This is a genomic window from Fimbriimonadales bacterium (assembly GCA_035559795.1).
Classification (GTDB): domain Bacteria; phylum Armatimonadota; class Fimbriimonadia; order Fimbriimonadales; family ATM1; genus DATMAR01.
The window spans coordinates 1-23,646 of sequence record DATMAR010000012.1 but is presented as its reverse complement, the minus strand read 5'-3'; the positions used below and the strand labels follow the sequence as shown (position 1 = coordinate 23,646).

Below are 23,646 nucleotides of genomic sequence, written 5' to 3'. Positions count from 1 at the left end.
CTGAAAGAGAGATTTTAATCAAATCGGATATATCCGCAGTGTCCCGTCTTCTAACACAAGAGATTGCCAATTCGACGGAAGGAAAAGCGTACTGTCTTCTTGGAGCAATAATGCAGGTCCTATAACCTGTTCTCCAGGAGATAATGAGAAACGGTAAATCACTCTCGCATGGATATGCTTTCCTTTCCAAAAGCCTTTTTTCTCTGGAGGGAGTTTATAAGCAAATTCCTTTCTTTTTCCATAAGGGAATTCTACTGGTGAAAAATATTTTTCCAATCGTATTCGAGCGGTTACCCACTCGATGGCTCTTCCTTTTGTCGAAAAACCGTATCGTTTTCGATGCTGTTCTTCGAAAAGTGCACATACGTTTTCGAAAGAAGTTCCTGGTTCGAAACGAACTTCGATTTCGTGCGATTGACCTTTGTAACGCAAATCTGCATAATAAATTTCTTTATCGAAGTCCATTCCCAATTTGGTTACTGCGTTCTGTTTCAATTCTCCGTATACGTTTATCCAATCTTTTTGATTCGCTTTTCCGAGCACGCTAATGCTCATTTCATAAACACGGGGGGCTGTGAGAAGACCGAATGCAGAAAATACTCCAGGCGCAACGGGGTAAAGAATTTCACGAATACCCAATTCCTCTGCTAACGAGCAAACATGCATCCCCCCTGCTCCGCCATAGCAAACGAGAGTGAAATCCGCAGGTTCGTAACCCTTTTCCGAGGAAACTTTTCGAATCGCTCGAGCCATCTGCGATTCCGCAATCTCCACTATCGCTGCAGAGGTTTCGATAACATTCTCGATGTTCAGTTTTCCCGCTAAGTTTCGAATAGACTTCTCGGCATTATCAGGTGATAATGCGAAACCCGATCCACCTCCGAACAAGTCTATGGATAGTCTTCCTAAAAGAAAATCCGCATCGGTTACTGTCGGTTCTTTTCCTTTTCCATAAAGCGCAGGACCCGGATCAGCACCTGCGCTTTTCGGTCCGACTTTCAATGCCCCTGCCGAATCGAGGTAAGCAATAGACCCACCACCGCACCCGATCGTATGAACGTTCACACGTCGTAATCGCAAAGGCAATCCGTTGATTTCCTCTAACGATGTTGCATCTGGTTCGTCTAAGATTAGCGTCACATCCGTGCTCGTACCCCCCATATCGAAAGCAATTAACTTCGTCTTTTTGTGCTTTTTCCCGAGCCAATGAACTGCTGCAACACCTGCTGCAGGACCGCTCATCACAGTTTTGACGGGCAGTTCTATCGCATCCTCGACCGAAGTGAGCCCCCCCGTACTCGACATGATATATTTTTCGGTTGCTCTCGATTCTTGCGAGATTTCAGAAAGATATTCTTTCATTAGATTCCCTATAGATGCGTTCAGAACCGTGGTCATTGCGCGCTCGTACTCTCGAAATTCAGGAGAAACCTCGTGGGATAAGCTCACCATCCTATTTTCGAGTGCGTTCGCAATTTTATTTTCATGTTCCGGATTCGCATAAGAAAATAGCAAGCAAACCGCGACTGCATCATAAGGCGCTAATTTTTTCGCCAATGCCAGCACTTCTTCATCATCCAATTTCGATATTTCTTCGCCTTGGTAATTCATTCGACACGAAATACCGAAACAATCTTCGCGCTCCACGGGTGGAGATGGAATTTCGGGCTCGAGAGCATAAAGTTGTGGTCGAGTTTGCCGCGCCAGAAACAGAACGTCTTCGAAACCTTTGTTCGATACGAATGCGGTCTTTGCAAATTTTCTTTCGAGAATGGCGTTCGTGCAAACGGTCGTTCCGTGGAATAACTGCCATCTGTCTTCATAAGTCGAGGCAAGGGCTTTGCTTAGCCCGAGCAATAAAGCACTCGCTGGATGATGCGGAGTGCTCGGGATTTTGAATATCGTGAAGGACTCGCCATCGCTAACGACGAAATCCGTGAACGTTCCCCCGCTATCCACCGCAACCTTCAGCATATTTGGCAACTATTTTGCAATAAATAAACTCATTCCGAGCGTATAATGATTTAGGTCATACGACCTCGTTTTATCGCCACAAGAAAAAGAGAAATAATGTATCAAAGCGTATAAATCTTTTCTCGTTAAGGTAAGACCATGAAAAACATACTCGCAAATCTACTGAAGACATCTTTCGTTTGCCTTTTCATCCTCTCACTGATACCCTTCGCGTACGGTGAGAAGCCGAGGTTCCTATGGATCCGTGGAGGAACCGTATTAGGAGTCAACACCATTGATTATTCTCCTGATGGAAAACTGCTCGCCACAGCAGGGGACGACGGCACAGTAAAAATATGGGTTGCTAGATCCGGAAGGCTCGTGCGGACGATTAAAGCGAGCTCAGGCTATTACGTGATTCGTGTTGAATTCTCACCGGACGGAACACTCATTGCGTCCTCCGGCGACGATAAGATGATTAAGATTTGGAAGGTAAGCGATGGCACTTTGGTTCGCTCTTGGGTGGCTGACCCATACCTCGCATATGCGCTTTCTTTCTCACCCGACGGAACGACTATTGCATCAGGTGGAACAGACGCAAAAGTCAAACTCTGGGACGTCGCAACAGGTGCACTGAAAAAGACCCTAACTGGGCATACGGATTATATTTACGACGTCGAATATTCACACGATGGAACGAGAATCGTATCTGCATCCGATGACCAAACGTTGCGTGTTTGGGATGCGAATTCCGGGAGTCTAATTTGGCAAGTTACGGCTCACGACTGGTACGTGATTGACGCTGACTATTCGAGTGACGATCTTTACATTGCGTCTGTTGGGGGACTTGATAATCCTCAGCTGAAAATCTGGAACGCTGCTAATGGTTCCCTTGTTCGAAGCATCAAAGTTGACACGTTTTCTGTATCTGAATGTGAATGGGGTCCTGCTAACGTAACGATTCTTACCACTAGCAGATATGGATTGAAAGCCTGGGATGTGGCAACAGGGGCTTTACTTCGTCACGAACCCAATGGTGACATGGCTCTCGCGCTCTCCCCTGATGGAGAGATAGTAACGCACACTGGCGCTTCACAAGTAGGATTAGTCGAATCAGACACCGTGTACCAACGCCATTTCGATGATTTTTCCTTCATTCGAGAAGTTACAGCGCACACATCTGCCGTAACTGCATTGGATTATTCTCATAAAGATGACCTTCTGGCTTCAGGGTGTTCTTATTTCGAAAGTGCGGTGAAGTTACGAAGAGCGAATGATGGGATAAACCTCCGCACCCTTTATTACACGATTGTAGGAGACGGCGTCGTAGATGTGAAGTTTTCCGATGATGAAACTATGATTGCCGCTTCGGGAGGCGATGGAGACGCAAAACTTTACCGTGTTTCGGATGGCGCGCTTTTACAAACATTCGAGCACGGAGATATAGGACCGCTTACGGTCTATTCCGTTGCCTATCATCCCAATAAACTATGGTTTCTCACGGGAGGTTCGGACGGTCTCGTAAAAGTTTGGAATATCAATACCGGCGGTCAAATCGCCGAATGGCTTCCGGGTAATTACCCATACGATATGGATTTCTCCCCGCAAGGAACGTTACTGGCTGTTGCAACGAACGGAGGGATAACGATTATGAACCCCAGTAACGGCGTCGTCATTCGATACATTACAGGACATGCAAAGAAAGTAAATGAAATTGAATTCACCCCGGATGGGAACTTCATCGTTTCAGCAAGCGACGACGGCACTTGCAAACTTTGGGATGTAAACACAGGCGCAGTGATTCGAACATTTACGGGTCACTCCGGCGCTGTTTATTCGATGGACTTGTCACCGAACGGGAAAAAACTAATTTCTTGCGGCGCAGATAACACAGTCAGAATCTGGGATGTTTCTACTGGGGCTCAAAAGGCTCTTTACGACTATGAAACTGGCGCTGGGTTCGGCGGCGTATATTCGGTTCACTTCGGAAAAGACGAATTCCAGTTCGCATTCGGAAGAGCCGACGGCACGGTTGCGATGGCGCTATACGATAAACACAAAGATTTGATTCTGGTCAGTCCACAACCCCCTGGGTAAGGGCATTCTCACAGAAGAGATAACGCCGACTGCGCCATAATCCAAGTGGTGGCGAAACAACGGCTCCTCAGTGGAATGCAGCCCACCCAACCCAAACTCCATCTCGGCAACTTAGAGGGTGCTTTGCGCAATTGGGTTAGGTTGCAGAACGATTACGAACTTTTCTGCTGCATCGTAGATTGGCATGCCCTCACCACAATGCTCGAGCGCTCGCGTGAACTTCGGGCGAATACGATTGGAATAGCAACGGATTATTTAGCCGCAGGAATCGACCCCGAAAAATCTGTCGTTTTCGTCCAGTCTCAGGTGAAAGAGCATGCCGAGTTTTATCTTATTCTCAGCATGGTCACTCCACTCGGTTGGCTGGAGAGAGTGCCGACGTTCAAGGAAAAACGCGAATCACTGGAAGGAACAGCCGAAGCGAGTCATGGATTGTTGGGGTATCCGGTTCTTCAAGCAGCAGACATTTTGCTTTACAAACCTTACGGAGTGCCTGTAGGTAAGGACCAACTCCCGCATTTGGAACTCACACGCGAAATCGCGCGAAGGTTCAATCATCTTTTCGGTCCCGTTTTTCCTGAAGTCCAAAACATCTTGAGCAACGTCCCAATTTTGTTAGGAACCGACGGTCGTAAAATGAGCAAAAGTTACGACAACGCGATTTACATTGCAGACGACGAGGAAACGACAGTCAAAAAAATCATGTCCGCTTTTACGGATCCATTGAAGATAAGAAAAAACGATAAGGGGCATCCGGAAGGTTGTTCGGTTTTCCATCTGCATGGCGTGTACAACATCCCGAACGTCGCCGTCGTCGAAAAGGAGTGTCGAGAGGGTGAAAGAGGCTGCGTGCAATGCAAAAAAGAATGCATCAGTGCGGTAAACGCTTCCCTTCGTGAGATTCGAGAAAAAAGAAAGGAATTAGAAAAGAATCCCGATTACGTGATTCGTGTTTTGAACGAAGGTGCAGAACGCGCTCGTCAAGTTGCAAGCAAAACGATGCAGGAAGTGCGCGAAGTGATGGGCTTGCCATGAATCACGACATACGTGGTGTCTTCTTCGATTTGGACGACACCCTGTGTGATTACGTAACTGCTTCCAGAACCGCACTAAGAAAAACTTTCGAAGAATTCGATCTCGGAGTCCCCCCCGAAGAAGCAGTCGCAGTGTGGCGCTCGATTTTTCCTTCTTTCTCTAAAGAAATCAAAACCGACAGATGGTACGAGCATTATTTGGAAAGCGGTGAAATAACGAGAACAGAACATATGCGAAGAACGTTGCAGGCTCTGGGAATCGAAAATGACGAACTCGCTAAAGTTCTCAGCAAAAGATATGCCGATTTGCGATTGGATTATTTGAAACTCTATCCGGAAGCAGAAAGTCTTTTGCCCTTTTTGAAAGGAAAATATAAATTAGGGCTTATCACGAATGGCCCTATGGACGTGCAACGCCAGGAAATCGAACGCCTCGGGATCCAAAGTTATTTCGATGCAATCCTCATCGAAGGAGAATTGAAAATCGGAAAACCTGACCCTGCGATTTTTTACGAAGCACAGAAAATTACGAATCTTCAACCATCGCAACTCTTGTTCGTGGGAAATGCCTTTGAACACGATGTGCAAGGGGCGAAAAACGCAGGATGGTATGCGATTTGGTTCAACTCGCAAAACGAGGAAAATCCCGGAACAGAACCCCAACCGGATGCCGAAATCCGAAACCTTTACGAAGTATGCGATTTCTTGAAAATCCCTCGTCCCGACAAAAAAAATGTCGAAGCAAAGTAAATCGCTATTGCAGTTTACGTTGCTCCGACAATTACAATGGCTACGTTTTCTTTTTGAAAGTTCCTTCTGCTACCTTTTCCCACTTTTCTTCTTGCTTGAACTCTAAAGTAAACGAAACTTCTTTATCGCTTATTTTCGTGAGTGTTGCACGAGACACTGTGGGTTCTTCCGACATGACTAACCAAGGCTCGCTTATGAAAACGAGCTTATTACCATCCATAGTTCCATGCTCTATTCGTGGAAGAGGAGCGAAATTCGTGAACGTCCAAGAAGAATATCGCTTTTTCGAAGCGTCCCACCCCATAAAACTCACTTCCGTGAATTTTTCACCCATCATATCCATTGCGGAAGTGGTTTTGAGAAACTGACCTTCGAATTCGTTTTTCAGGGTCATGTCCATTTCGCCTTCCATCCCTTCCATGAGCCACTTCATTTTGCCGCTCCACTCACCGACCATCCAACCGAATTTGCGAATTTCTTCGGGAGGGGTCATGGAGGGTTGAGCAAAAATAGGCATTACGAATACGCATGGTAAGAGAATCGCGAGAGCGCTTTTCAATAGATTTTTCACAGAGTCGCCTCCTTTTACAGACGTATTGCGTGACTCTACCCTATGGCGTTGGAAGTAAAAGTGTACAATCGAATAAAAGCGATGACTTTTCAAGAATTACTGAAAAAATTAGACGAGTATTGGTCACGTCAAGGATGTGTAATTCTTCAGCCGTATGATGTAGAGGTCGGTGCAGGGACGATGCATCCGGCTACTGTTTTCGGGAGTTTAGGATCGAACCCTTGGCGATGTGCGTACGTACAGCCCAGCAGGAGACCAGCAGATGGACGATATGCGCGCAACCCGATGCGCAATCAGCGTTACTACCAATACCAAGTCATTCTCAAACCGAGCCCAGACGATATCGTTGATTTATACATGGGTTCGCTCGATGCTTTGGGATTCGACGTCAAAAAACACGATGTCCGATTAGTAGAAGACGACTGGGAATCGCCCAGCATGGGGGCGAGCGGTGTAGGTTGGGAAGTTTGGTTAGATGGCGCTGAAATCACACAATTCACGTTTTTCCAACAAATGGGGGGGATAGATCTCAATCCTATCACGGTCGAAATTACCTACGGTCCTGAACGTCTGTGTTTGATGCATTCGGGAGGAGCGTCTTTTTGGAAAGATTTGGAATGGGGAAATGGCATTTCTTATCGTGATGTGAATTACGATTTGGAATTGCAACACAATTTATATAATTTCGAAGTCGCAGACATACCTACACTTTTTAAACTATTCGAAATGTTCGAAGAGGAAAGCAAACGTGTTCTTGCTACAAAAGCGTTTTGGAGCGAGGATCTGGGTCGTTACTCTACGATTGGGTCGCACGAAAGAGAGCAAAGCGAAGAGCGTCCTCTATACTTGGTTTATCCTGCATTCGATTTGGCATTGAAATGCAGTCATACTTTCAATCTTCTCGATTCTCGTGGGGCTTTATCGCCTACTGAAAGAGGAGCCTACATCAATCGTGTGCGCGCTTTAGTCCGTAACTGCTGCCTAAAATATTTAGAAATGCTGGAAGAAAATAAAGTCGTTCCAGTAAGTAAATAAAGATAATAGGAATTTGCTAACAGTAAAATCTTCGTTCCGAAGAGATACTAATTATTTTATCTTCTTTCCCTTTGCGATTATCGTAATCGTCTTATCGGCGTCTGCGCCTGTGAAATAGACCGAGGACTGCACGGACATTTCTTCCGGAAGACCCGTCTTCGTATCTACAATTGCATTTCCCCTCGAACGCACCATGATCGTCATCGGTTTTTCCTCTTTTCCTATTTTCCTACGTCCATCGGCACTGTATTCTAAAACATAGGAGATGGTCGCTGTAGTTTTGTTGTTTTTTTGTTGGATTTCATCGAGTTTGAATTGCATCATCGTGTTATCGAGACCGAAGATTCGAACTCCTGCTGGAAACCATCCTTCGAGTAAACGGTTCATTCTAAGTGTATAGAGCCAGTTCGCGCCCGTGGTAACTTCCTTCGAAGGAAAAATGATATTGAGGAAACCGACCCCCCCCTCGGATGCCCCCAATGCCATTAATGCCGTCGATTTATTCAATCCGCTCACTTTTACATTCTTCAAAATTCCTTGCTTATCGAAAGTTGCAGACCATCTTGCGCGTTTCAAAGACTGTAGAAAATCTTTAACCTTGCCTTTATCCCCAGAGATCGTAACTTTTGCAATGCGGATGTTGCAACTCGAGTCTCGAGAAGTCCTAATACCCTCGACAACGGTTGCTTTATTTTCGTAAGATTCCTTAGGCGTCCTTTCTGCCATTGTTAGTTGAATTTCGTACTGGTGTTCTCCTGTTGGCGGCTTCATCGTCAGTGTTACTATCTTCGTGTTAGCAGCGGGTACTGTTGGTTTCGTTTTTACTGCAATAGGTTTTTTCTTTATGGGTTTTGCCCCTTTACCCGGCAAAGGAGTAGGCTCAAAATCGCCTTTGTTTTGTTGTGGATTTTGAGTCTCCTGCGGAGAAATCTCTTGAGGCGTCGTTAATGGCTTCGGCACGCCTATAGGAAGAGGTCTCTGTGTAACTTTTTCTTTAGATTTACTATTAGAATTCTCTTGAGTTTTTTTCGTCTCCGTTTCGGTCAGAGTTTCTCTGATGTCCTTCTCGTCATCGGGTGTTGCTTTTACTGATGAACTAACATTAGGCTCTTTCGTCGCCACAACCCCCTCAGAAGTATCTGAAGATGCGGTTGTAGTTTGTTTACATGATAAGTTGGCAATAACCAAAAAAGACGCAATAACGAGCCATAAATAACGAAACATATGGTTTAAATTACCCGACACCCGGCTTTTTCCGTTTGCCTTTTAGGCTTTGAATTTCAGCAGGGTTTTTGTCGTATACTAAAATTAATATGGCTACGATAACTCAAACCCCCGCACAAAGCAAGGAAATCAAAATTCCGGTCGAGGCGAAAAACTTCATCAATGGCGAGTGGCGCGAAGCGGCGTCCGGAAAGCGCTTTTCGAGCGTAAACCCCGCAGATACACGAGAGATCATAGGCACTGCCCCAGAATCCGATGAAAGGGATGTAAAAGAGGCAGTCGAAGCCGCAAAGGAAGCATTCGAGACATGGAGCAAATGGAGTTGGGTAAAGCGAGCAGAACTCCTCGATAATCTCGCTCAATTGATTAAACGCGACTTAGAGCAAATGAGCAGGCTCGTTACGAGAGAATGCGGGAAACCCATCAACGAAGGGCGCGCAGACGTTGTAGAAACGCTTCATATGGTGCAATTCGCAGCGAGTTTAGGGCGCATGCCGATTGGGCAAGTGGTCAGCAGCGAAATTGCGGAAAAAGACGCCTACATTCGGCGCAAGCCAAAGGGTGTGGTTGCGTGCATCACCCCTTGGAACTTCCCCATGGCGATTCCTCTTTGGGAAATGGCACCTTCGTTGGTTTCTGGAAACACCGTCGTTTTCAAACCGAGCGAGGAAACCCCCATCTGCGGTGATTATTTGTTCCGATTGATGGAAGAAGCCGGATTTCCCAAAGGAGTCATAAACATCGTTCATGGCCATGGCGAAGTCGTTGGTGCGGCATTGGTCAAACACCCCGATGTCAACGTCGTCGTTTTCACAGGGAGTTACAAAGTCGGCAAATGGGTTCAGCAATACGCAGCGACAGAAGTTCATAAATTCGTTGCGACGGAAATGGGGGGGAAGAACGCAGTAATCGTTTTAGATGACGCAGATATGGACTTGGCTGTCCCCGCCTGCATTCTCAGCGCTTTCAAAACGAGCGGCCAGCGTTGCGTGAGCGCAAATCGTCTGATTGTGGACAGAAAAATCGTAGACAAGTTCCAAGAGAGATTTCTGGAAACCGTAGACCGTATTAAAATCGGTAACGGACTTCGTGAAGACGTTTTTATGGGCCCGTTGATTAACCAAGAAGGCGTGGATAAATATTTCTATCACAATCAAAAGGCAATCGAAGAAGGTGCGCAAGTCCTTCGCGAGGGGGGGCGATTGACGGGTGGCGAATACGACCACGGATTTTTCGTAAAGCCGTTCGTTTATCGTATGGAATATCGCCCTGGCACATTTTGTTTGCGCGAAGAGGCATTCAGCCCACACGTTGCGATCATCCCCGTAGACGGAATCGAACAAGCGATTCATGTTTACAACGACACGAATTACGGACTTGCGATGGCTGTGGTAACGGAAGATTTCCGGAAATGGCGCTTGATTCGAGACCGTTGCGAATACGGTTTGGGTTATGTGAATCTTCCCTCCATCGGAGCCGAAGTGCATCTTCCTTTCGGCGGTGTGAAAGGCTCGGGGAATGGACATCCCTCCGCAGAGGGTCTTATAGATGCAGTGACACATAGGACCGCCTTTACGGTCAACCACGCAAAGAAAATCCAACTCGCTCAAGGCCTTAGCGCGGAAATATAGAAAGAGCCTTAGGTTCGGTAAATTCGGGAATTGTAGGATGAATTAGCGATCCTATTCCCAAAGCAAAACCTTTAATGCGGAAAAGTAAAAGCAAATAGACCCCGTCGTTTTGCGAGGCGGATTTTGCTATTCACTCGTATCGATAACAGGTAAGAACCCACAAAGGATTGGAATATGTAGAGTGTCCATATCGTTTTCGGGGGGAGGCATGACAGTTGACGAACGAGTGCACGCGGAATTGCCGATTTTAGATGAGCAGTATCTCTCGGAAGTGTCCGAAGGGGATGTTCATTTCGAAAAAGAACTTTTTCACGATTTTTTCGATTTAGTACCTGAGCTTATTTCCTCATTGGAAAAAGGCATAGAAGAAAATGATGCTGACCAAGCACATCGAGCGGCGCATTCTCTGCGAGGAAGTGCGCGCTGTATAGGTGCGAAAAGAGTAGGCATAGTTTGCGACTCGCTCGTGATGAAAGCACGTGAAGGCGATTTGTCGAACATGAATTCACTTTTAGAACAACTTCGAAAAAATATCGCTGAACTCAAATCCTTTATCGAAAAGGAATGGGGCTCTATCGCGGCATGAAAATTCTCATCGTCGAAAGCGACTGTGTCTCAGCAAAGGTGCTCGAAAGAGCGCTCGTGCACTTAGGACACGAAGTTATAACGACCACTAACGGCGAAGAAGCATGGGAGATTCTTCAACAAGAGCCCATTCCCGTCGTAATTACTGCATGGATGGTCGGAAAACTGGAAGGTCCTGAATTGTGTCGTCGCATTCGTACGCTTTCAGAAAGAGGCTACACTTATACGATACTTCTCACATCGCGCGAATCCCGTGAAGACCGCATCGAGGCGATGAACACGGGAACAGACGATATTCTAAACAAACCTCTTGACAGAGTGGAATTAGCGCAAAGATTATCCGTCGCGGAAAGAATCATCCACATGCAAGAGCATCTCGAGCACCAAACACGTGTGTTGGATCGCCAACGAAGGTCGCTCGAACTCACGAATGCTCAACTGATTCAGCAAAGTAAGGAATTAAAAATTACACTCGAGCGATTGGAGCAACTTTCTCGAATCGCAGACATCTCCCGTAAACGATTTTCTCAACTTTTCGAAACGATCCCCGTCGCATGCTTTACTTTCGATTGCAATGGAAATATCTTCGAATGGAATAACAAAGCCGCCGAAGTTTTCGGTTATCAACCTTACGAAGCGATGGGTCAGAATTTAGAGCAAATCTTCGGAAAGAAAGTGTTGAAAAGAAATGTAAAGCGTGCATTTCTAAATGTCTTAAAGGGAAAGTCTTTTCATGGTGTCGAGTGGAATGCCGGGAAAAAAGCACTTTTAGTAAGCGGATATCCTTTGCGTGGACCAGATGGAACGATCACAGGCGCAGTTGCGACTGCTGTTGACGTTACGGAACAGAAACAAGCGAAAGCGAAAATTGCCGAGCAATTGAGCAAATTAGAAGAGGCTCATCGTGCTCTAAGCCGGGCGAACGAAGAAATACGCGAAGCGAACGAAAAATTAGAAGCGTTAGCGACTACGGACTATTTGACGGGAATTCCGAATCACCGTTCCTTCCAAGAAAGGCTTTCCCAATTCATCTCGCTGGGACGACGCGGCAAAAAATTCGCTCTTGCGATGATCGATGTGGATTATTTCAAAAATTTCAACGACGAGTTCGGACATCAAGCAGGCGACGATGTTCTTCGCGCTGTGGCACAAGTTCTTTCGAGAAAAGTTCGTGAGCACGACTTCGTAGCTCGATATGGGGGGGAGGAATTCGCCGTAATATTCGATGACGTGGACGAGAACAATGCGTATCATTTAGCGGCGCGGCTATGCCAAGCAGTTTCGGAAATCCAAAATCAGCATCGCAATATTACGATTAGCATTGGAATCAGCGTTTTCGGGGAACGAACGAACACACAAGAAGCGCTGATTCGAGCTGCCGACCTTGCTCTTTATCGAGCGAAAGAAGAGGGACGTAACCGCGTCGTTATCGCAGATTCTTCGTCTGTCGAAGCAGCGTAGATGACCTTTGAGCAGCGTTAGAAGTAATAAAGCAGTCGCCCTTTGCCTCGCTAAATCAAGTGTGAGGATAAGGTAACCTTTCGTTCGTGCGTCAGTATCGTGTTGCCGTCTTAGGCGCTACAGGTGCAGTCGGTCAAGAGTTTATTCGCTTGCTCGCTTCCAGAGCCTTCCCTGTTTCAGTCCTTCGTCTTCTTGCAAGTACTCGCTCCCATGGTCGTTCGATTTGGTTCAAAGCGAATGCTATTCCCGTTCAGGCAGTCTCCGAAAGCGCATTCGATGGTGTAGATATCGCATTCTTCGCCGCAGGAAGCGAAGCATCGAAAAGATGGGCTCCCATCGCGCTGGAAAAGGGGGCAATCGTCATTGACAACTCGAGCGCTTTTCGCATGGAACCCTCCATCCCGCTCGTCATCCCTGAAATTAATTGGCATCACGTTCGCCCCGAACATTCCCTTTTTCCGGTGGGGAATTGCACCGGAATCATCATGATGATGGCTCTCGCTCCATTGCGAAAGTTCGGAAAGATAAAACGTATCGTTGCGAGTACGTACCAAAGTGTAAGCGGTGCTGGTGCGCGCGCAATGGAAGAACTTCAACAACAAATGCGCGACATCGCCAATGGAATCGAACCGGTTGCTCGTGTATTTCCGCATCCCATAGCAATGAATCTTTTCAGTCACGATTCTCCAATAAACGAACACGGCTACAATCAAGAAGAATGGAAAGTAATCCATGAAATTCGTAAAACGATGGAAATGCCAGAATTAGCAATCGAAATCACGTGTGTTCGCGTACCTGTTTTGCGCGCGCATAGCATTGCAATGAATGTAGAATTTGCAGATGCTGCGCCCTCACCAGGTGCGGTAAAAGAAGCGCTCGGCAAAGCGCCTGGGATTTCCGTTATGGATTTTCCCGAAACGAATACCTTCCCTATGCCCATAATCGCAGCAGGAAAAGAAGATGTATTCGTTGGTCGGATTCGGCAAGACTATTCGAATCCGAACGCAATCAGCCTTTTCGTTTGCGGCGACCAACTGCTCAAAGGGGCAGCGTTGAATGCAATTCAAATCGCAGAATACTTGATTCGACAAGGGCACGGAAGGCTCGGTGAAACAACAGTCTCAGAAGCAGAGAAAACCGAAGTCTCTCCTTGAGGGTAATGTATTTATATGCGACATTACAATTACGATGAACCCTTCGAAGACGAAGAACTCGAAAAGCAAGCGTGGGAACATTTCGAGCGTGCTCGTGAGGAAGGCTCTTTATTGAGCGATGAGCAATTAATTCGTGAATGTCGCAAACTTGCACACGAAGACTTTATACGCTTGAAAGAATTCGAAGCAGAACCGATTCCACAACCCGAAGAAGAATGACAAATCGTGACATTGCGCCTTCCCTCATTTCCAAACTCTGTTCGGGAACGCATCATCCCCGCACATTCACCACACGAGTAAATAGGAGGTAATTGAAATGGGAGTATTTCAATCAACGAAAGAATGGGGACCGCTTCTCACGGCAATGGTAACCCCTATGAACGAAGATGGCTCTGTAAATTACGAAGAAGCGGAAAGACTCGCTTCCTTTTTAGTTACGGAACAGAAAAATACCGGCATTGTCGTCGCTGGAACGACAGGTGAGTCTCCGACACTTACCGACAAAGAAAAATTGGAATTGTTGCGTGTCGTTCTAAATGCTGTTCGCGATAAAGCCGCCGTCGTTTTCGGAGCAGGAACTTACGATACAGCACACAGCATTCATATGACGCAAGCAGCCACCGAAATGGGCGCACACGGCGTGATGCTCGTGTCTCCTTATTACAACAAACCCACGCAGGAAGGTCTTTATCAACATTTCAAAACGATTGCCGAAAAAACCGATTTGCCGATTATGCTGTACAACATCCAGGGACGCACCTCGGTAAACATAGAGACTCCGACTTTAGTGCGTTTGGCAAACGATGTTCAAAACATTTGCGCTGTGAAAGAGGCGAGCGGAAATCTCGCACAAGCGGCAGAAGTTTGCGCTTCGGTTCCTGAAGGATTCCGCGTGTACTCCGGCGATGATATTTTGACTCTTCCTATTTTAAGTGTGGGTGGCATCGGTGTTGTTTCTGTCGCCGCACACGTTGCTGGAAAGCAGATTTACGAAATGATGGAAACCTTTTTTTCCACTTCTTCTGGTGGGGGGGCTTTCGAAGCGGCGAAAATGCAGAAAAAACTCGTACCCCTGTTCAAAGCGCTGTTTTGCACGACGAACCCGATCCCGATTAAGTACGCTGTGTCTTTGTTAGGTTTCAAAACCACCACCTACCGCCTCCCCATGGTGCCACCAACGGATGAGCAGAAAAAACTAATCGAAAACGCCATGCGCGCAGTTGGACTTTTAGAAACGAAAGCGGCGGTACAGGCAGGGTAGGAAAATTATTCCAACCAAGGGAGTCTCCTTCGCATCAACCATTGCATGCGCTGAAAAGCATTTCTCCACGTCTTCTAAGGTTAGACGAAAAAAAAGAGTTAACCCGAAGCCTATATCGATTAAAATGGTGATATACTGAAAAAGGTGTAAAGATACACCAAGGTAAGGAGGAGTGTATGAAACTTATATTTGTCATGTCCAGCTTGCTTGCCGGGGTGATAATCGCGATTCTCCTCTCGAGTATGGCTGGTCATCGTCCATCTCATTCGAATCTCAATTCGCTTGAGACTATGAATGTGTTTTCTGGATTCGTCGCCTCGAAGGCTATTCATGTGGGCTTAGATTCGACCCATCCTTCGTTTAAGTTAAACCCTAAAAACTTCTCTATTCCTCAAGGATATGAGTGGTTGAAATCTCCCCCTCCGTACGATACCGGTGGGGTTGTACTTTCTAACGAGGATGTATTCGTGGGAATCATCATCCCTCATGAAACTCGTACAGGCGACAAAGTTTCTTCGACTTTAGTCGCGTTTCCATTGAAGGAAACCGCTGCTGCGGATGTATTTAAAGGGCTTGTAATTAAAGACCCACAAGGACAAAGCCATGAAGTGAAACCAGGCGAATTCATTTCCTTTTTGGCTACTGCTTCTATGACTTTCGAACTCCTGCAGGATAACAAAAAGGTCGCTTCTTCTGTTGCTAAACTTAACACGAAACGCCCCCCGCTTCGTCAGCCAGAGTTTCCTACAGACCCTATTGTCTGCACTAGCCAAAGTGCTATTGACGTTTCCGGTCCTTTTGACGGCGATTTATCGAATACTACGGTAGATAAAGGGAAAGTCTTAGCAGAAAATCCACGTGGTGCAATCATCGCATTAAATAACCTCGGAAACACTACGGGAAGGGTGAAACTCAATATTTCTGACAGCGGTAAAACAGGAACGGCTGACCTGATAGTTACCAAACTATCACTAACCGGAGCGCGAGAACTTCACGAAGGCCAATCTAGCGAAGTTACGGTAACTCTAAGAGGATTAGAAGACCTAACGGAAAAAGAGAAAAAGTCTTTGTCGAATCGCATCTATGTGAATTATCGTAACGACTCACCTCAAAATATCAAGCTCAAAGAATCACGATTGACTCACGTTGTAGATCTTTCGAAAAAGTCTCTTGGCGACTATCAATTCAAGATTGGATTCGTTGCGTTGAAAGTCGGCGAGTTTCGCATCCCTGTTTGGATTTGCGCAATATGTGCAGGTTGTGGCGTTCCTTGTCAAGGTTTTCAATGCTGTAGCACGGCTTGTGCTCCTTGTGGTACTTCGTGGGTGTTCTTTTGTGATGATGCAGGGGTTACGAATTGCGCAAGAGTCGGTGCGCCCCCACCAGCAAGATGCGCTGCTTGTGCGGGAAGTGCTTGCGCCCATATCGGAAGCTCAGCGTGTGGACACTGGTTTTGTGCATGCCCATGGGGAGCATGTGGATGTTAAGTCAACACGGTTTGTAATCACATACAAGTAGTAACCGTATGGCGTTCTTTTGCATGTAAGTTAAAATCCTATTTAGCGAACCGCCAACTCGGAACATAGTCTTTCGGTAGCGAAATCTTCGATAACGTCGCTCGAAGCATCTCGATGGGAATCGCGTTTTCATGTAATACGGCATCATGAAATTGTTTCGCTGTCATCTTCCCTTTGCCTACTAATTCTTCATAAAGCGCTCGTAACTGCAATCCACCAATCATATAAGCACATTGATAAAGCGGAGAATATCCACCGCTAATATAGCGTCTTACCTCGCTCGTAGCGGTAAAACGTTCATGACCGACTTTCTCCACTAAAAAATCAATCATTTCTTGCGAGGTCATTTGCCCGAGATGATATTTCAGAGATATGATGATTCGCGCTGCTCGGTGGGCTCGCCAAAAGAGCATTCCCATCTTGTCTTCCGGTCCGCGCGCATATCTTTTATCCCACAACAAAAATTCCCAATACAACGCCCATCCTTCTCCGTAAAAAGGCGTACTGAAAATTCGACGATAAGTTTTATATCGCTCTGCCATATATCCTTGTAAGTGATGCCCTGGAATCAATTCATGCGGAGTTACGATGCGCGTGAAGTGAATGTTATTCCCGCGCAAACTCATTTCCTTCGCTTCGTGGTCCATCGTGTCCAAGGGATAAGAAACGAGCATGCTCTGCCCCCCATAGGCCGCGAATGGTAAAAACCTCTGCCCCCCCTCTGAAAGCATGTCCACACGCCAAGTTTCTCGGCATAGTTCGTCTATGGTTACTAAATCATGCTTGTCGAGAAACTCGATCGCTTCCCTTGCCTGCTTTGCGACTAAATCATCCTGTTCACCGGGCGGAACGTGGAGCGTTTTCACATATTCCAAAGCCTCTCGCCAATCTTTCTTTCCCATTTCTTTCGCCGCTTTCTCCATTTCACGAATGCACCACTCGAGTTGTTCTTCTCCTATCCGAATAAGTTCTTCGGGAGTGTAGGGAATCATTTCGTGCTCCAAATCCTCTAAAATGGCTTCCCTGCCTATTGGCTCGCCTATTAGTGGGTCGTTTTCGTTTCCTTGTATTCCCGCTACTCGTGATCGCAAAAAAGCTCGATACTCCTCCATTTCTTTTTTCAATTTTTCGTATGGCTTTTTGACCCACCAACTAAAAATCGGGTCGAAGCCTTGATAGTTTCGAACCCAAGTGTCGAGAACGCGCACGAGTTCTTCCATAACGTTCGATGCACGCAAACCCATTAGGGATGTTATCTTTTTTACAGGAGAGTTTTTCTCGGCTTCTACCGTTTTTTTCGTTTTCTGAATGGCTTCGGCAATTTCTTCCAAAGTCTTTGCGACTTTTCGTGAATCGAATGGTTCTACTCGCCAACGCCTTTCTTCTAATTCGATGACGGAATCTGCGAAGGGTACTAATTTTTCGATTTCTTTAAATTTTCGTCTCTCTCGTTCGATAACCTTCCGCTCATACTCTATTTCGTTTTTGAGTAAATGAAAATCTATTCTCTCTTCGGGCTTCAAGTTATTGTAATTGAATCGTTCGAGTTTCTGTTCCCACTCCTCGAGAAACCTTTCCATTCTCTCCCACCTGCGCGGAGAGAATGATATGGAATAAAACGATTCTAAACTTCGTTTGTCTGTCGCAAACCGCTCTATCGTCTCCGAAAAATCCTGGCTCTGGATAAAGGGAAGAATTACAAGGGTAAAGGAAAAAGCAATCATGATGTTAAGAATGTCATAATTTGTTGATGGCACTCATACCATGGGTAGCCTGGAAACTGATGGATTGAGCCATGAGTCTATGCTGCAATCCGAGATGCCGAAGGGGTATGGAAGACTCGTGGTCCTTCTGCCCCATGTGTGGGGCTGACAACCGCCCACCGAGCCAGCGTGCTCCTGTCCCGTCCTGTAGTCACACAATTTTTGCAGGAACTAGCTTCTGTGTTTCTTGCGGGATGCCTGTAGCCGCGATCCAAAAACCAGAAGGCATCAACCATACTGATACACCCTACGTAAACCCTTCTCCCGTTCAGTTTCCATCACCAGCTTTCCCTCCTTCTTCTAATCACACTAACACGTTGGCCTATTTGATTTCATTACTAGTGACCCTCACCTTCCTTGCCGTTGTTTTTTTTCCATTTTTTACTAATCACGATCGAAATGATGATCGAAATGGTTCCGAACCTCCCATCGCAGGATCGATACCCAGTGTAGATAATTCTGTACACAATTCTATAGAACATATGCCAGCGGTTTCGGATTCAACCCCTCCGATGAATTCATCCAGTCAAGTTCTGATAATCACACCAGAGGAACTAATCACTGCGTTTGAAGAGAATCCTGTGCGGGCGAAGGACTGGCTAAAAGGAAAGATAGTCCAGGTAACAGGGGAGCTTTCACATGTCTCGAACAATTTGTTTGGCGGTGATCGCGTGGCAGTAATACTTCTAGTAAACCTTGACCGATTTATGAAGCCCACTGTTATTTTCTGGTATGACGGTTCGTTTCGTGACCAAGTAGTATCAAAGCTCTCAAAAGGCGATATAGTTACTTGTCAAGGTATATTCGATGAGGAAGAGTTGTTCGGAGATCTTACATTTAAAGGGCTTTCCCTTCGCTGATCATCAATCAGCAAAGTCGTTTCGACGGAATCGCTAAGGATATTGCCTAATCAGCGCATTTTCTTTTGTGAAGACACGCGTTTAAGACCTGAGGCAGAAATACGAGGTAAGTCAGAAACACGGCTAGATTCTAAGTTCCGTGCATTTCTTTCACCTTTCTCCATATTCGGGCTGTAGTGAATTCCGTATTCCTTCGGCATGCCGTAAAGTTCGGGATGCAGATACTTGCCTCTATGCATTTCAGGTTTTTCTTGTTCAGTCTTGAACCCATACTTCTGAACCCACAGGTCGTTGCGAATTGCCTCTACGCGCCAGGAGACTTTCACGTCTGGTTTGTTAGTGCGAATCACGAACTGGTTGTTCTGTATTTCCCGCACCACCTTTGCCAGCACAAAATCATCGCTTTCATCAATCACTGTGAGGTGATAAGTGGGTTCGCGGTTGATGGATTCGAAGTAGTCGGGGAGCTGCACCGTGGCATAACCCCGTGCATCGGTCACAACGTTTCCGCGATATACGTTGTACGGCTCCGGACCTTCCGTGCAGAAGTGGTTCAGATAGTGGGTTTCGGGCATCAGGGGGTGGTCTATCTGGAACGACTTTGTGCCAGTAGCAGCGAAATTTCCAGAGGAGTAGACGCCATAGCCATCGAAGCTTTGCCCAATCACGCCGTAAGTAGTGCCGCTTCCTCCATATGCCAAACCATAGACGCCTACGTAATTCTTAGTCAAGCCTTGAACTCCTATCCCGTCCGTGCTGCTGCCGGCAACACCATAGCCGCTGTCATTGTGTCCCCATACACCACTCTTGTTCGCCGCGGTCGAACTTCCTTCTATTCCATCTCCGGTGCTGCTCGTCCCTAAGACACCTGTACCTCCAGTGCCGTACACGCCATAACCCGATGGGCTGTCGCTTTGCCCATACACGCCGTAGGTGATGCCGCTGAGGGGAGTTGCCCAGCCAAAGACGCCTCTGCCCGAAGCGCTGTCGTTTCTTGCATACATGCCATAGGTGAGGCCGCTGAGGGCGTTTGCGAAGCCAAAGACTGCTATGCCATTAGTAGTCCAGCCTCCAACTCCTATCCCGCTCGTGCTGCTGCCGGCAACACCATAGCCGCTTACCAGGTCATTGTGTCCCCATACACCGCTCTTGTTCGCCGCGGTCGAACTTCCTTCTATTCCATCTCCGGCGTTGCTCGTCCCCAAGACACCTTGCCTCCTGTGCCGTATACGCCATAACCCGATGGGCTGGCGCTTTGCCCATACACGCCGTAGTTGGTGCCACTGGTGGCCGGCACCCACCCGAAAACGCCGATGCCGGTGGCGTGCATCCCCAATATGGCGGCAGGACCAGTACTCGTTTCTACGTCGAGGCGGTAAGTAGGGCTGCTCGATCCAATTCCTACATTGCCCGCGTTGTAGAAGATGTCACTTCCCGTGGCCTGCCATAAGGCATCGCGCAGGTCTGTATCGGGCGACCATGCAGTGCCGTTCCACTTCAACACTTGACCTGTTGCAGGAGCTGTGCTCGAAACAGCCCAACCCTGCAAACCATCTACCAATGGATTAGGATACGTCCCGGACAAATCACCACCAGCAGCACCGCTCGGAGGTGGAAGCGCTTGCCAAGTCCCATTCCCAGAACCATCCGAAGTGAGAACACGACCCGCCGCAGCACCTGTGGGTATCTGAAACGTATTCGTCTTGATCGCACCAGCAATCAGTGTCCCCGAAATGTTCACGTGACCCGTCTGCTGAATCCCAGGTGTCTCCGACTGAAGCAAAACGACGCCTATAGCATCACGCTGCTGCTCCTGGAGAGTTTCCGGAACTGCGTTCGGCAATGTGACCAAAACGTAGTATTCCTTCCCTTCTGCGAGGTCATCCGCTCGCAAAGACGCAGTATAACTTCCGTCTTCTATAGCCGCAGTCGAAACGCTCCGGTAGGCAAGAACCTCTGTGTCTTTGTCAAAAAAATTGAACGCCAACTCGGCATAACCGTCGGAGATGGATTTCCCTTTCACACTGCCGAACATCGTCAACGTTCGCTCTTGTGCAGAAGCCTCTCTAGGCAAGACCAACCAATTGATAGCAACCGAGGCTATAAGCACGCCCAACAAACCAAGTAATAATTTCATTGTTCTTCTCCTTGCGGATGCGCTCTGTTTCGTTACCCAGCTCGCATCCGAAAATATGCAAAAAATTATATAGCGGTTTTCCTCTGTTCGGAGTGTGAAAGCTCGAGATTTTCGAGAAAATCACAATTTTTTTCACGAAAGATCCCGTTTTTACAAATAGTTTCTAAGTCTCACTTGGAAGTTGCGTTGCTTCAGCGTATAAACAAGAAGAGTCAGCCCGGCGTTTACTTCGGCGAGCCGACTCCCTACATAGGTCGAGAAATGTGCGACTTACGCTTAGCGTGGCTTCTGTGAGGGCACGCGACGAGAACTTGAAGTGGATGGAAGAGTCGAATCAGAAACGCGGGCTTCTAATTTCCGCTCATTTCTTTCCTTTCTATCTACATCTGGGCTATAGTGAATCCCGTACTCCTTCGGCATTCCGTAGAGTTCGGGTTGCAAGTACTTACCTTTATGTTCCTCGAGTTTTTCCTGCTCCGTCTCGAAACCGCACTTCTGAACCCAGCGATCGTTTCGAACTGCCTTTACTTCCCACGAGACTTCTACATGTGGCTTGCTCGTACGGATGACGAACTGTTCGTTGTGAATTTTCTGCACTACTTTTGCCAGTACGAAGTCATCGCTGTCGTCTATCACTGTGAGGTGATAGGTGGGTTCACGATTGATACTCTCAAAATACGGTGGAAGGATGATAGTGGCATAACCCTTCGCGTCCGTGACTACGTTCCCGCGATAGGTGTTATAAGGTTCAGGACCTTCTGTGCAGAAGTGGTTCAGGTAGTGGGTTTCAGGCATCAGGGGGTGGTCTATCTGGAATGACTTTGTGCCAGTAGCCGCGAAGTCACCTTCGGAATAAACTCCGTAGCCCGAGGGGCTAATGGCCCTTCCAAGCACGCCGTAGTTGGTGCCACTGGTGGCAATTGCCACGCCATAGACGCCGCTGCCCGAAGTGCTGGCACTTCGCCCATGCACGCCGTAGGTTGTGCCGCTGGTGGCGGATACAAAGCCAAAGACACCATAGCCAGAGGTGCTGTCGCTTTCAAAACGCCCGCCGAATGTGTAGCCTGTAGCGGCAGTTGCAATGCCAAAGACCCCTCTGCCATCAGTGCTGTTGCTTTCAAACCAACCGCCGTAGGTGTTTCCTGTAGCGGCAGTTGCCAGGCCCAATACGCCGCCGCCCGAAGTGCTGGCACTTCGCCCATAAGCTCCGTAGGTGGTGCCACTTGCGGCGGTTGCCCAGCCCAAGACGCCTACACCCGAAGTGCTGGCGCTTTCAAACCGTCCGCCGGAGGTGTAGCCGCTGGTGGCGGATACATAGCCATAGACGCCATAGCCCGAGGTGCTGTCGCTTCGCCCTAGCACGCCGTAAGTGTTGCCGCTAGTAGCGGTAGTATAGCCAACGACGCCGCCACCCGAAGTGCTGGCGCTTTGCCCATACACGCCATATGTAGCGCCGCTAGAAGCGCTTGTCGACCCGTAAACGCCTCTTCCAGAAGTACTTGCGCTCGATCCCCATACGCCGTATGTGCTGCCGCTTGTAGCAGGTGCCCAGCCTAGCACTCCAGCGCCCGAAGTACTGTTGCTTTGACCCCACACGCCGTAGGTGCCACCAGTGGCTGCAGTTGCCCAGCCGAGCACTCCTATACCCGAAGTGCTACTGCTTTCTCCCCACATGCCATAGGTGTTTCCTGTAGCAGCGCTTGCCCAGCCGAGCACGCCTCTGCCCGAAGTGCTGTTGCTTTGTCCCCAAACACCGTAGCCACCGCCGCTTGTAGCGGTATTAACACCTTGGATGGCGCGATTACTTACACTCGTTTCTACAGAAAGAGGATAAGAAGGATTGCTTGTACCAATACCCACATTGCCGGCGGTATAGAAGATGTTGCTTCCTGATGGCTGCCAAAAAGCATCGCGCAGGTCTGTATCGGGTGACCATGCACTGCCGTTCCACTTCAACACCTGACCGGAAGAAGGAGCCGTAGAGGCTACCGCCTTGCCCTGCAAACCATCCACCAACGGGTTAGGATACGACCCGGATAAATCACCTTCAGCCGCTCCTGAAGGAGGAGGAAGCGCCTGCCATGTTCCTATCCCAGAAGCGTCCGAAGTCAGAACGCGACCAGCACCCGCTCCCGTAGACATCTGAAAAGCATTGGTCTTGATCGCACCAGCAATCAGTGTCCCAGAAATGTTCACGTGGCCCGTCTGCTGTATCCCAGGTGTCTCCGATTGAAGCAAAACAACGCCTATAGCTTCACGCTGTTCCCCTTGGGGCGCCTCCGGAACCGCATTCGGCAACGTCACTAAAACGTAATACTCTTTGCCTTCTATGAGATCATTTGCGTGCAAAGACGCGGTGTAAGTTCCATCCTTTACGACGGCAGTCGAAATGCTTCGGTAGGCAAGAACCCCCCTGTCTTTGTCATAGAAGTTGAACGCCAATTCGGCATAGCCATCGGGGACGGAATCCCCCTTCACACTGCCGAACATCGTGAGTTCTCTCTCTTGTGCAGAAACGTCTTTGGGCAAAACCAACCAGTTTATTGCAACCGATGTGATAACCGCCCCTAACAAAATAAATAGTAATTTCATTGCTCTTCTCCTTGCGGATGC

19 protein-coding genes are annotated in these 23,646 nt (G+C 47.7%); 12 read left to right on the top strand and 7 right to left on the bottom strand.

The genetic code is table 11. From position 1 onward, the window contains the following. Positions 1–18 precede the first annotated feature (18 nt). Positions 19–1,974 (bottom strand): hydantoinase/oxoprolinase family protein, encoded by a 1,956-nt coding sequence (locus tag VNK96_07135; protein ID HWP31478.1) that lies wholly within the window; start codon positions 1,972–1,974, stop codon positions 19–21. Positions 1,975–2,112: 138 nt separating this feature from the next. On the opposite strand from VNK96_07135, the gene VNK96_07130 reads away from it, so the two are divergent. Genes VNK96_07130 through VNK96_07120 form a run of 3 tightly spaced genes read left to right on the top strand, consistent with a single transcriptional unit; the run spans position 2,113 to position 5,834 of the window. Continuing rightward, on the top strand, positions 2,113–4,050 hold the full coding sequence (locus VNK96_07130) for a hypothetical protein (protein ID HWP31477.1): 1,938 nt from the start codon (positions 2,113–2,115) through the stop codon (positions 4,048–4,050). A 48-nt stretch (positions 4,051–4,098) separates the two neighbouring features. Next, positions 4,099–5,085 carry a tryptophan--tRNA ligase gene (gene trpS, locus VNK96_07125; GenBank protein HWP31476.1) on the top strand — a complete coding sequence of 329 codons (987 nt, stop codon included), beginning with the start codon at positions 4,099–4,101 and terminating at the stop codon, positions 5,083–5,085. Beyond that, complete coding sequence (locus tag VNK96_07120; GenBank protein ID HWP31475.1) at positions 5,082–5,834, top strand: HAD family hydrolase; 753 nt, start codon at positions 5,082–5,084, stop codon at positions 5,832–5,834. Before trpS ends, VNK96_07120 begins: the two co-directional genes overlap by 4 nt. 40 nt (positions 5,835–5,874) lie before the next feature. Here the strand turns inward: VNK96_07120 and VNK96_07115 are convergent, their stop codons facing one another. After that, positions 5,875–6,405, bottom strand: coding sequence for a DUF1579 family protein (locus VNK96_07115; GenBank protein HWP31474.1), 531 nt, complete (start codon positions 6,403–6,405; stop codon positions 5,875–5,877). Positions 6,406–6,447: 42 nt separating this feature from the next. Between VNK96_07115 and VNK96_07110 the strand changes: the two genes are divergently transcribed. Further along, positions 6,448–7,440, top strand: coding sequence for a glycine--tRNA ligase subunit alpha (locus VNK96_07110; GenBank protein HWP31473.1), 993 nt, complete (start codon positions 6,448–6,450; stop codon positions 7,438–7,440). Between the two features lie 51 nt (positions 7,441–7,491). Here VNK96_07110 and VNK96_07105 read toward each other — a convergent pair whose 3' ends face one another. Next, positions 7,492–8,664, bottom strand: a complete 1,173-nt coding sequence (locus VNK96_07105; protein HWP31472.1) for a hypothetical protein — start codon at positions 8,662–8,664, stop codon at positions 7,492–7,494. Between the two features lie 89 nt (positions 8,665–8,753). On the opposite strand from VNK96_07105, the gene VNK96_07100 reads away from it, so the two are divergent. The 7 genes from VNK96_07100 to VNK96_07070 all read left to right on the top strand — a co-directional run bounded on the left by VNK96_07100 (position 8,754) and on the right by VNK96_07070 (position 16,243). Continuing rightward, a complete protein-coding gene (locus VNK96_07100) occupies positions 8,754–10,295 on the top strand; it encodes an aldehyde dehydrogenase family protein (GenBank protein HWP31471.1) in 1,542 nt (513 codons plus the stop codon). Positions 10,296–10,503: 208 nt separating this feature from the next. Next, positions 10,504–10,881 (top strand): Hpt domain-containing protein, encoded by a 378-nt coding sequence (locus VNK96_07095; protein HWP31470.1) that lies wholly within the window; start codon positions 10,504–10,506, stop codon positions 10,879–10,881. Beyond that, a complete protein-coding gene (locus VNK96_07090) occupies positions 10,878–12,341 on the top strand; it encodes a diguanylate cyclase (protein ID HWP31469.1) in 1,464 nt (487 codons plus the stop codon). Before VNK96_07095 ends, VNK96_07090 begins: the two co-directional genes overlap by 4 nt. Before the next feature lie 86 nt (positions 12,342–12,427). Continuing rightward, a complete protein-coding gene (locus tag VNK96_07085) occupies positions 12,428–13,495 on the top strand; it encodes an aspartate-semialdehyde dehydrogenase (protein HWP31468.1) in 1,068 nt (355 codons plus the stop codon). 15 nt (positions 13,496–13,510) lie between these two features. Continuing rightward, the gene (locus tag VNK96_07080; GenBank protein HWP31467.1) at positions 13,511–13,714 is read left to right on the top strand and encodes a hypothetical protein; all 204 of its coding nucleotides are present in this window, start codon (positions 13,511–13,513) and stop codon (positions 13,712–13,714) included. A 97-nt stretch (positions 13,715–13,811) separates the two neighbouring features. Beyond that, positions 13,812–14,756: a 4-hydroxy-tetrahydrodipicolinate synthase gene (dapA, locus tag VNK96_07075; protein ID HWP31466.1), complete on the top strand. Its 945-nt coding sequence runs from the start codon at positions 13,812–13,814 to the stop codon at positions 14,754–14,756. Positions 14,757–14,932: 176 nt separating this feature from the next. Beyond that, positions 14,933–16,243, top strand: a complete 1,311-nt coding sequence (locus VNK96_07070) for a hypothetical protein (GenBank protein ID HWP31465.1) — start codon at positions 14,933–14,935, stop codon at positions 16,241–16,243. 68 nt (positions 16,244–16,311) lie between these two features. Here VNK96_07070 and VNK96_07065 read toward each other — a convergent pair whose 3' ends face one another. Further along, positions 16,312–17,997 (bottom strand): DUF885 family protein, encoded by a 1,686-nt coding sequence (locus tag VNK96_07065; protein ID HWP31464.1) that lies wholly within the window; start codon positions 17,995–17,997, stop codon positions 16,312–16,314. 233 nt (positions 17,998–18,230) lie between these two features. On the opposite strand from VNK96_07065, the gene VNK96_07060 reads away from it, so the two are divergent. Beyond that, positions 18,231–18,896 (top strand): hypothetical protein, encoded by a 666-nt coding sequence (locus tag VNK96_07060; protein ID HWP31463.1) that lies wholly within the window; start codon positions 18,231–18,233, stop codon positions 18,894–18,896. A gap of 50 nt (positions 18,897–18,946) precedes the next feature. On the opposite strand, the gene VNK96_07055 is transcribed toward VNK96_07060, so the two are convergent. From VNK96_07055 to VNK96_07045, 3 genes are all read right to left on the bottom strand, one after another. Continuing rightward, positions 18,947–20,101: a hypothetical protein gene (locus VNK96_07055; GenBank protein HWP31462.1), complete on the bottom strand. Its 1,155-nt coding sequence runs from the start codon at positions 20,099–20,101 to the stop codon at positions 18,947–18,949. Continuing rightward, complete coding sequence (locus tag VNK96_07050; protein HWP31461.1) at positions 20,071–21,033, bottom strand: hypothetical protein; 963 nt, start codon at positions 21,031–21,033, stop codon at positions 20,071–20,073. The genes VNK96_07055 and VNK96_07050 overlap by 31 nt, the downstream gene beginning before the upstream one ends. Before the next feature lie 276 nt (positions 21,034–21,309). Further along, positions 21,310–23,625 carry a hypothetical protein gene (locus VNK96_07045; GenBank protein ID HWP31460.1) on the bottom strand — a complete coding sequence of 772 codons (2,316 nt, stop codon included), beginning with the start codon at positions 23,623–23,625 and terminating at the stop codon, positions 21,310–21,312. Between the last annotated feature and the right edge of the window lie 21 nt (positions 23,626–23,646).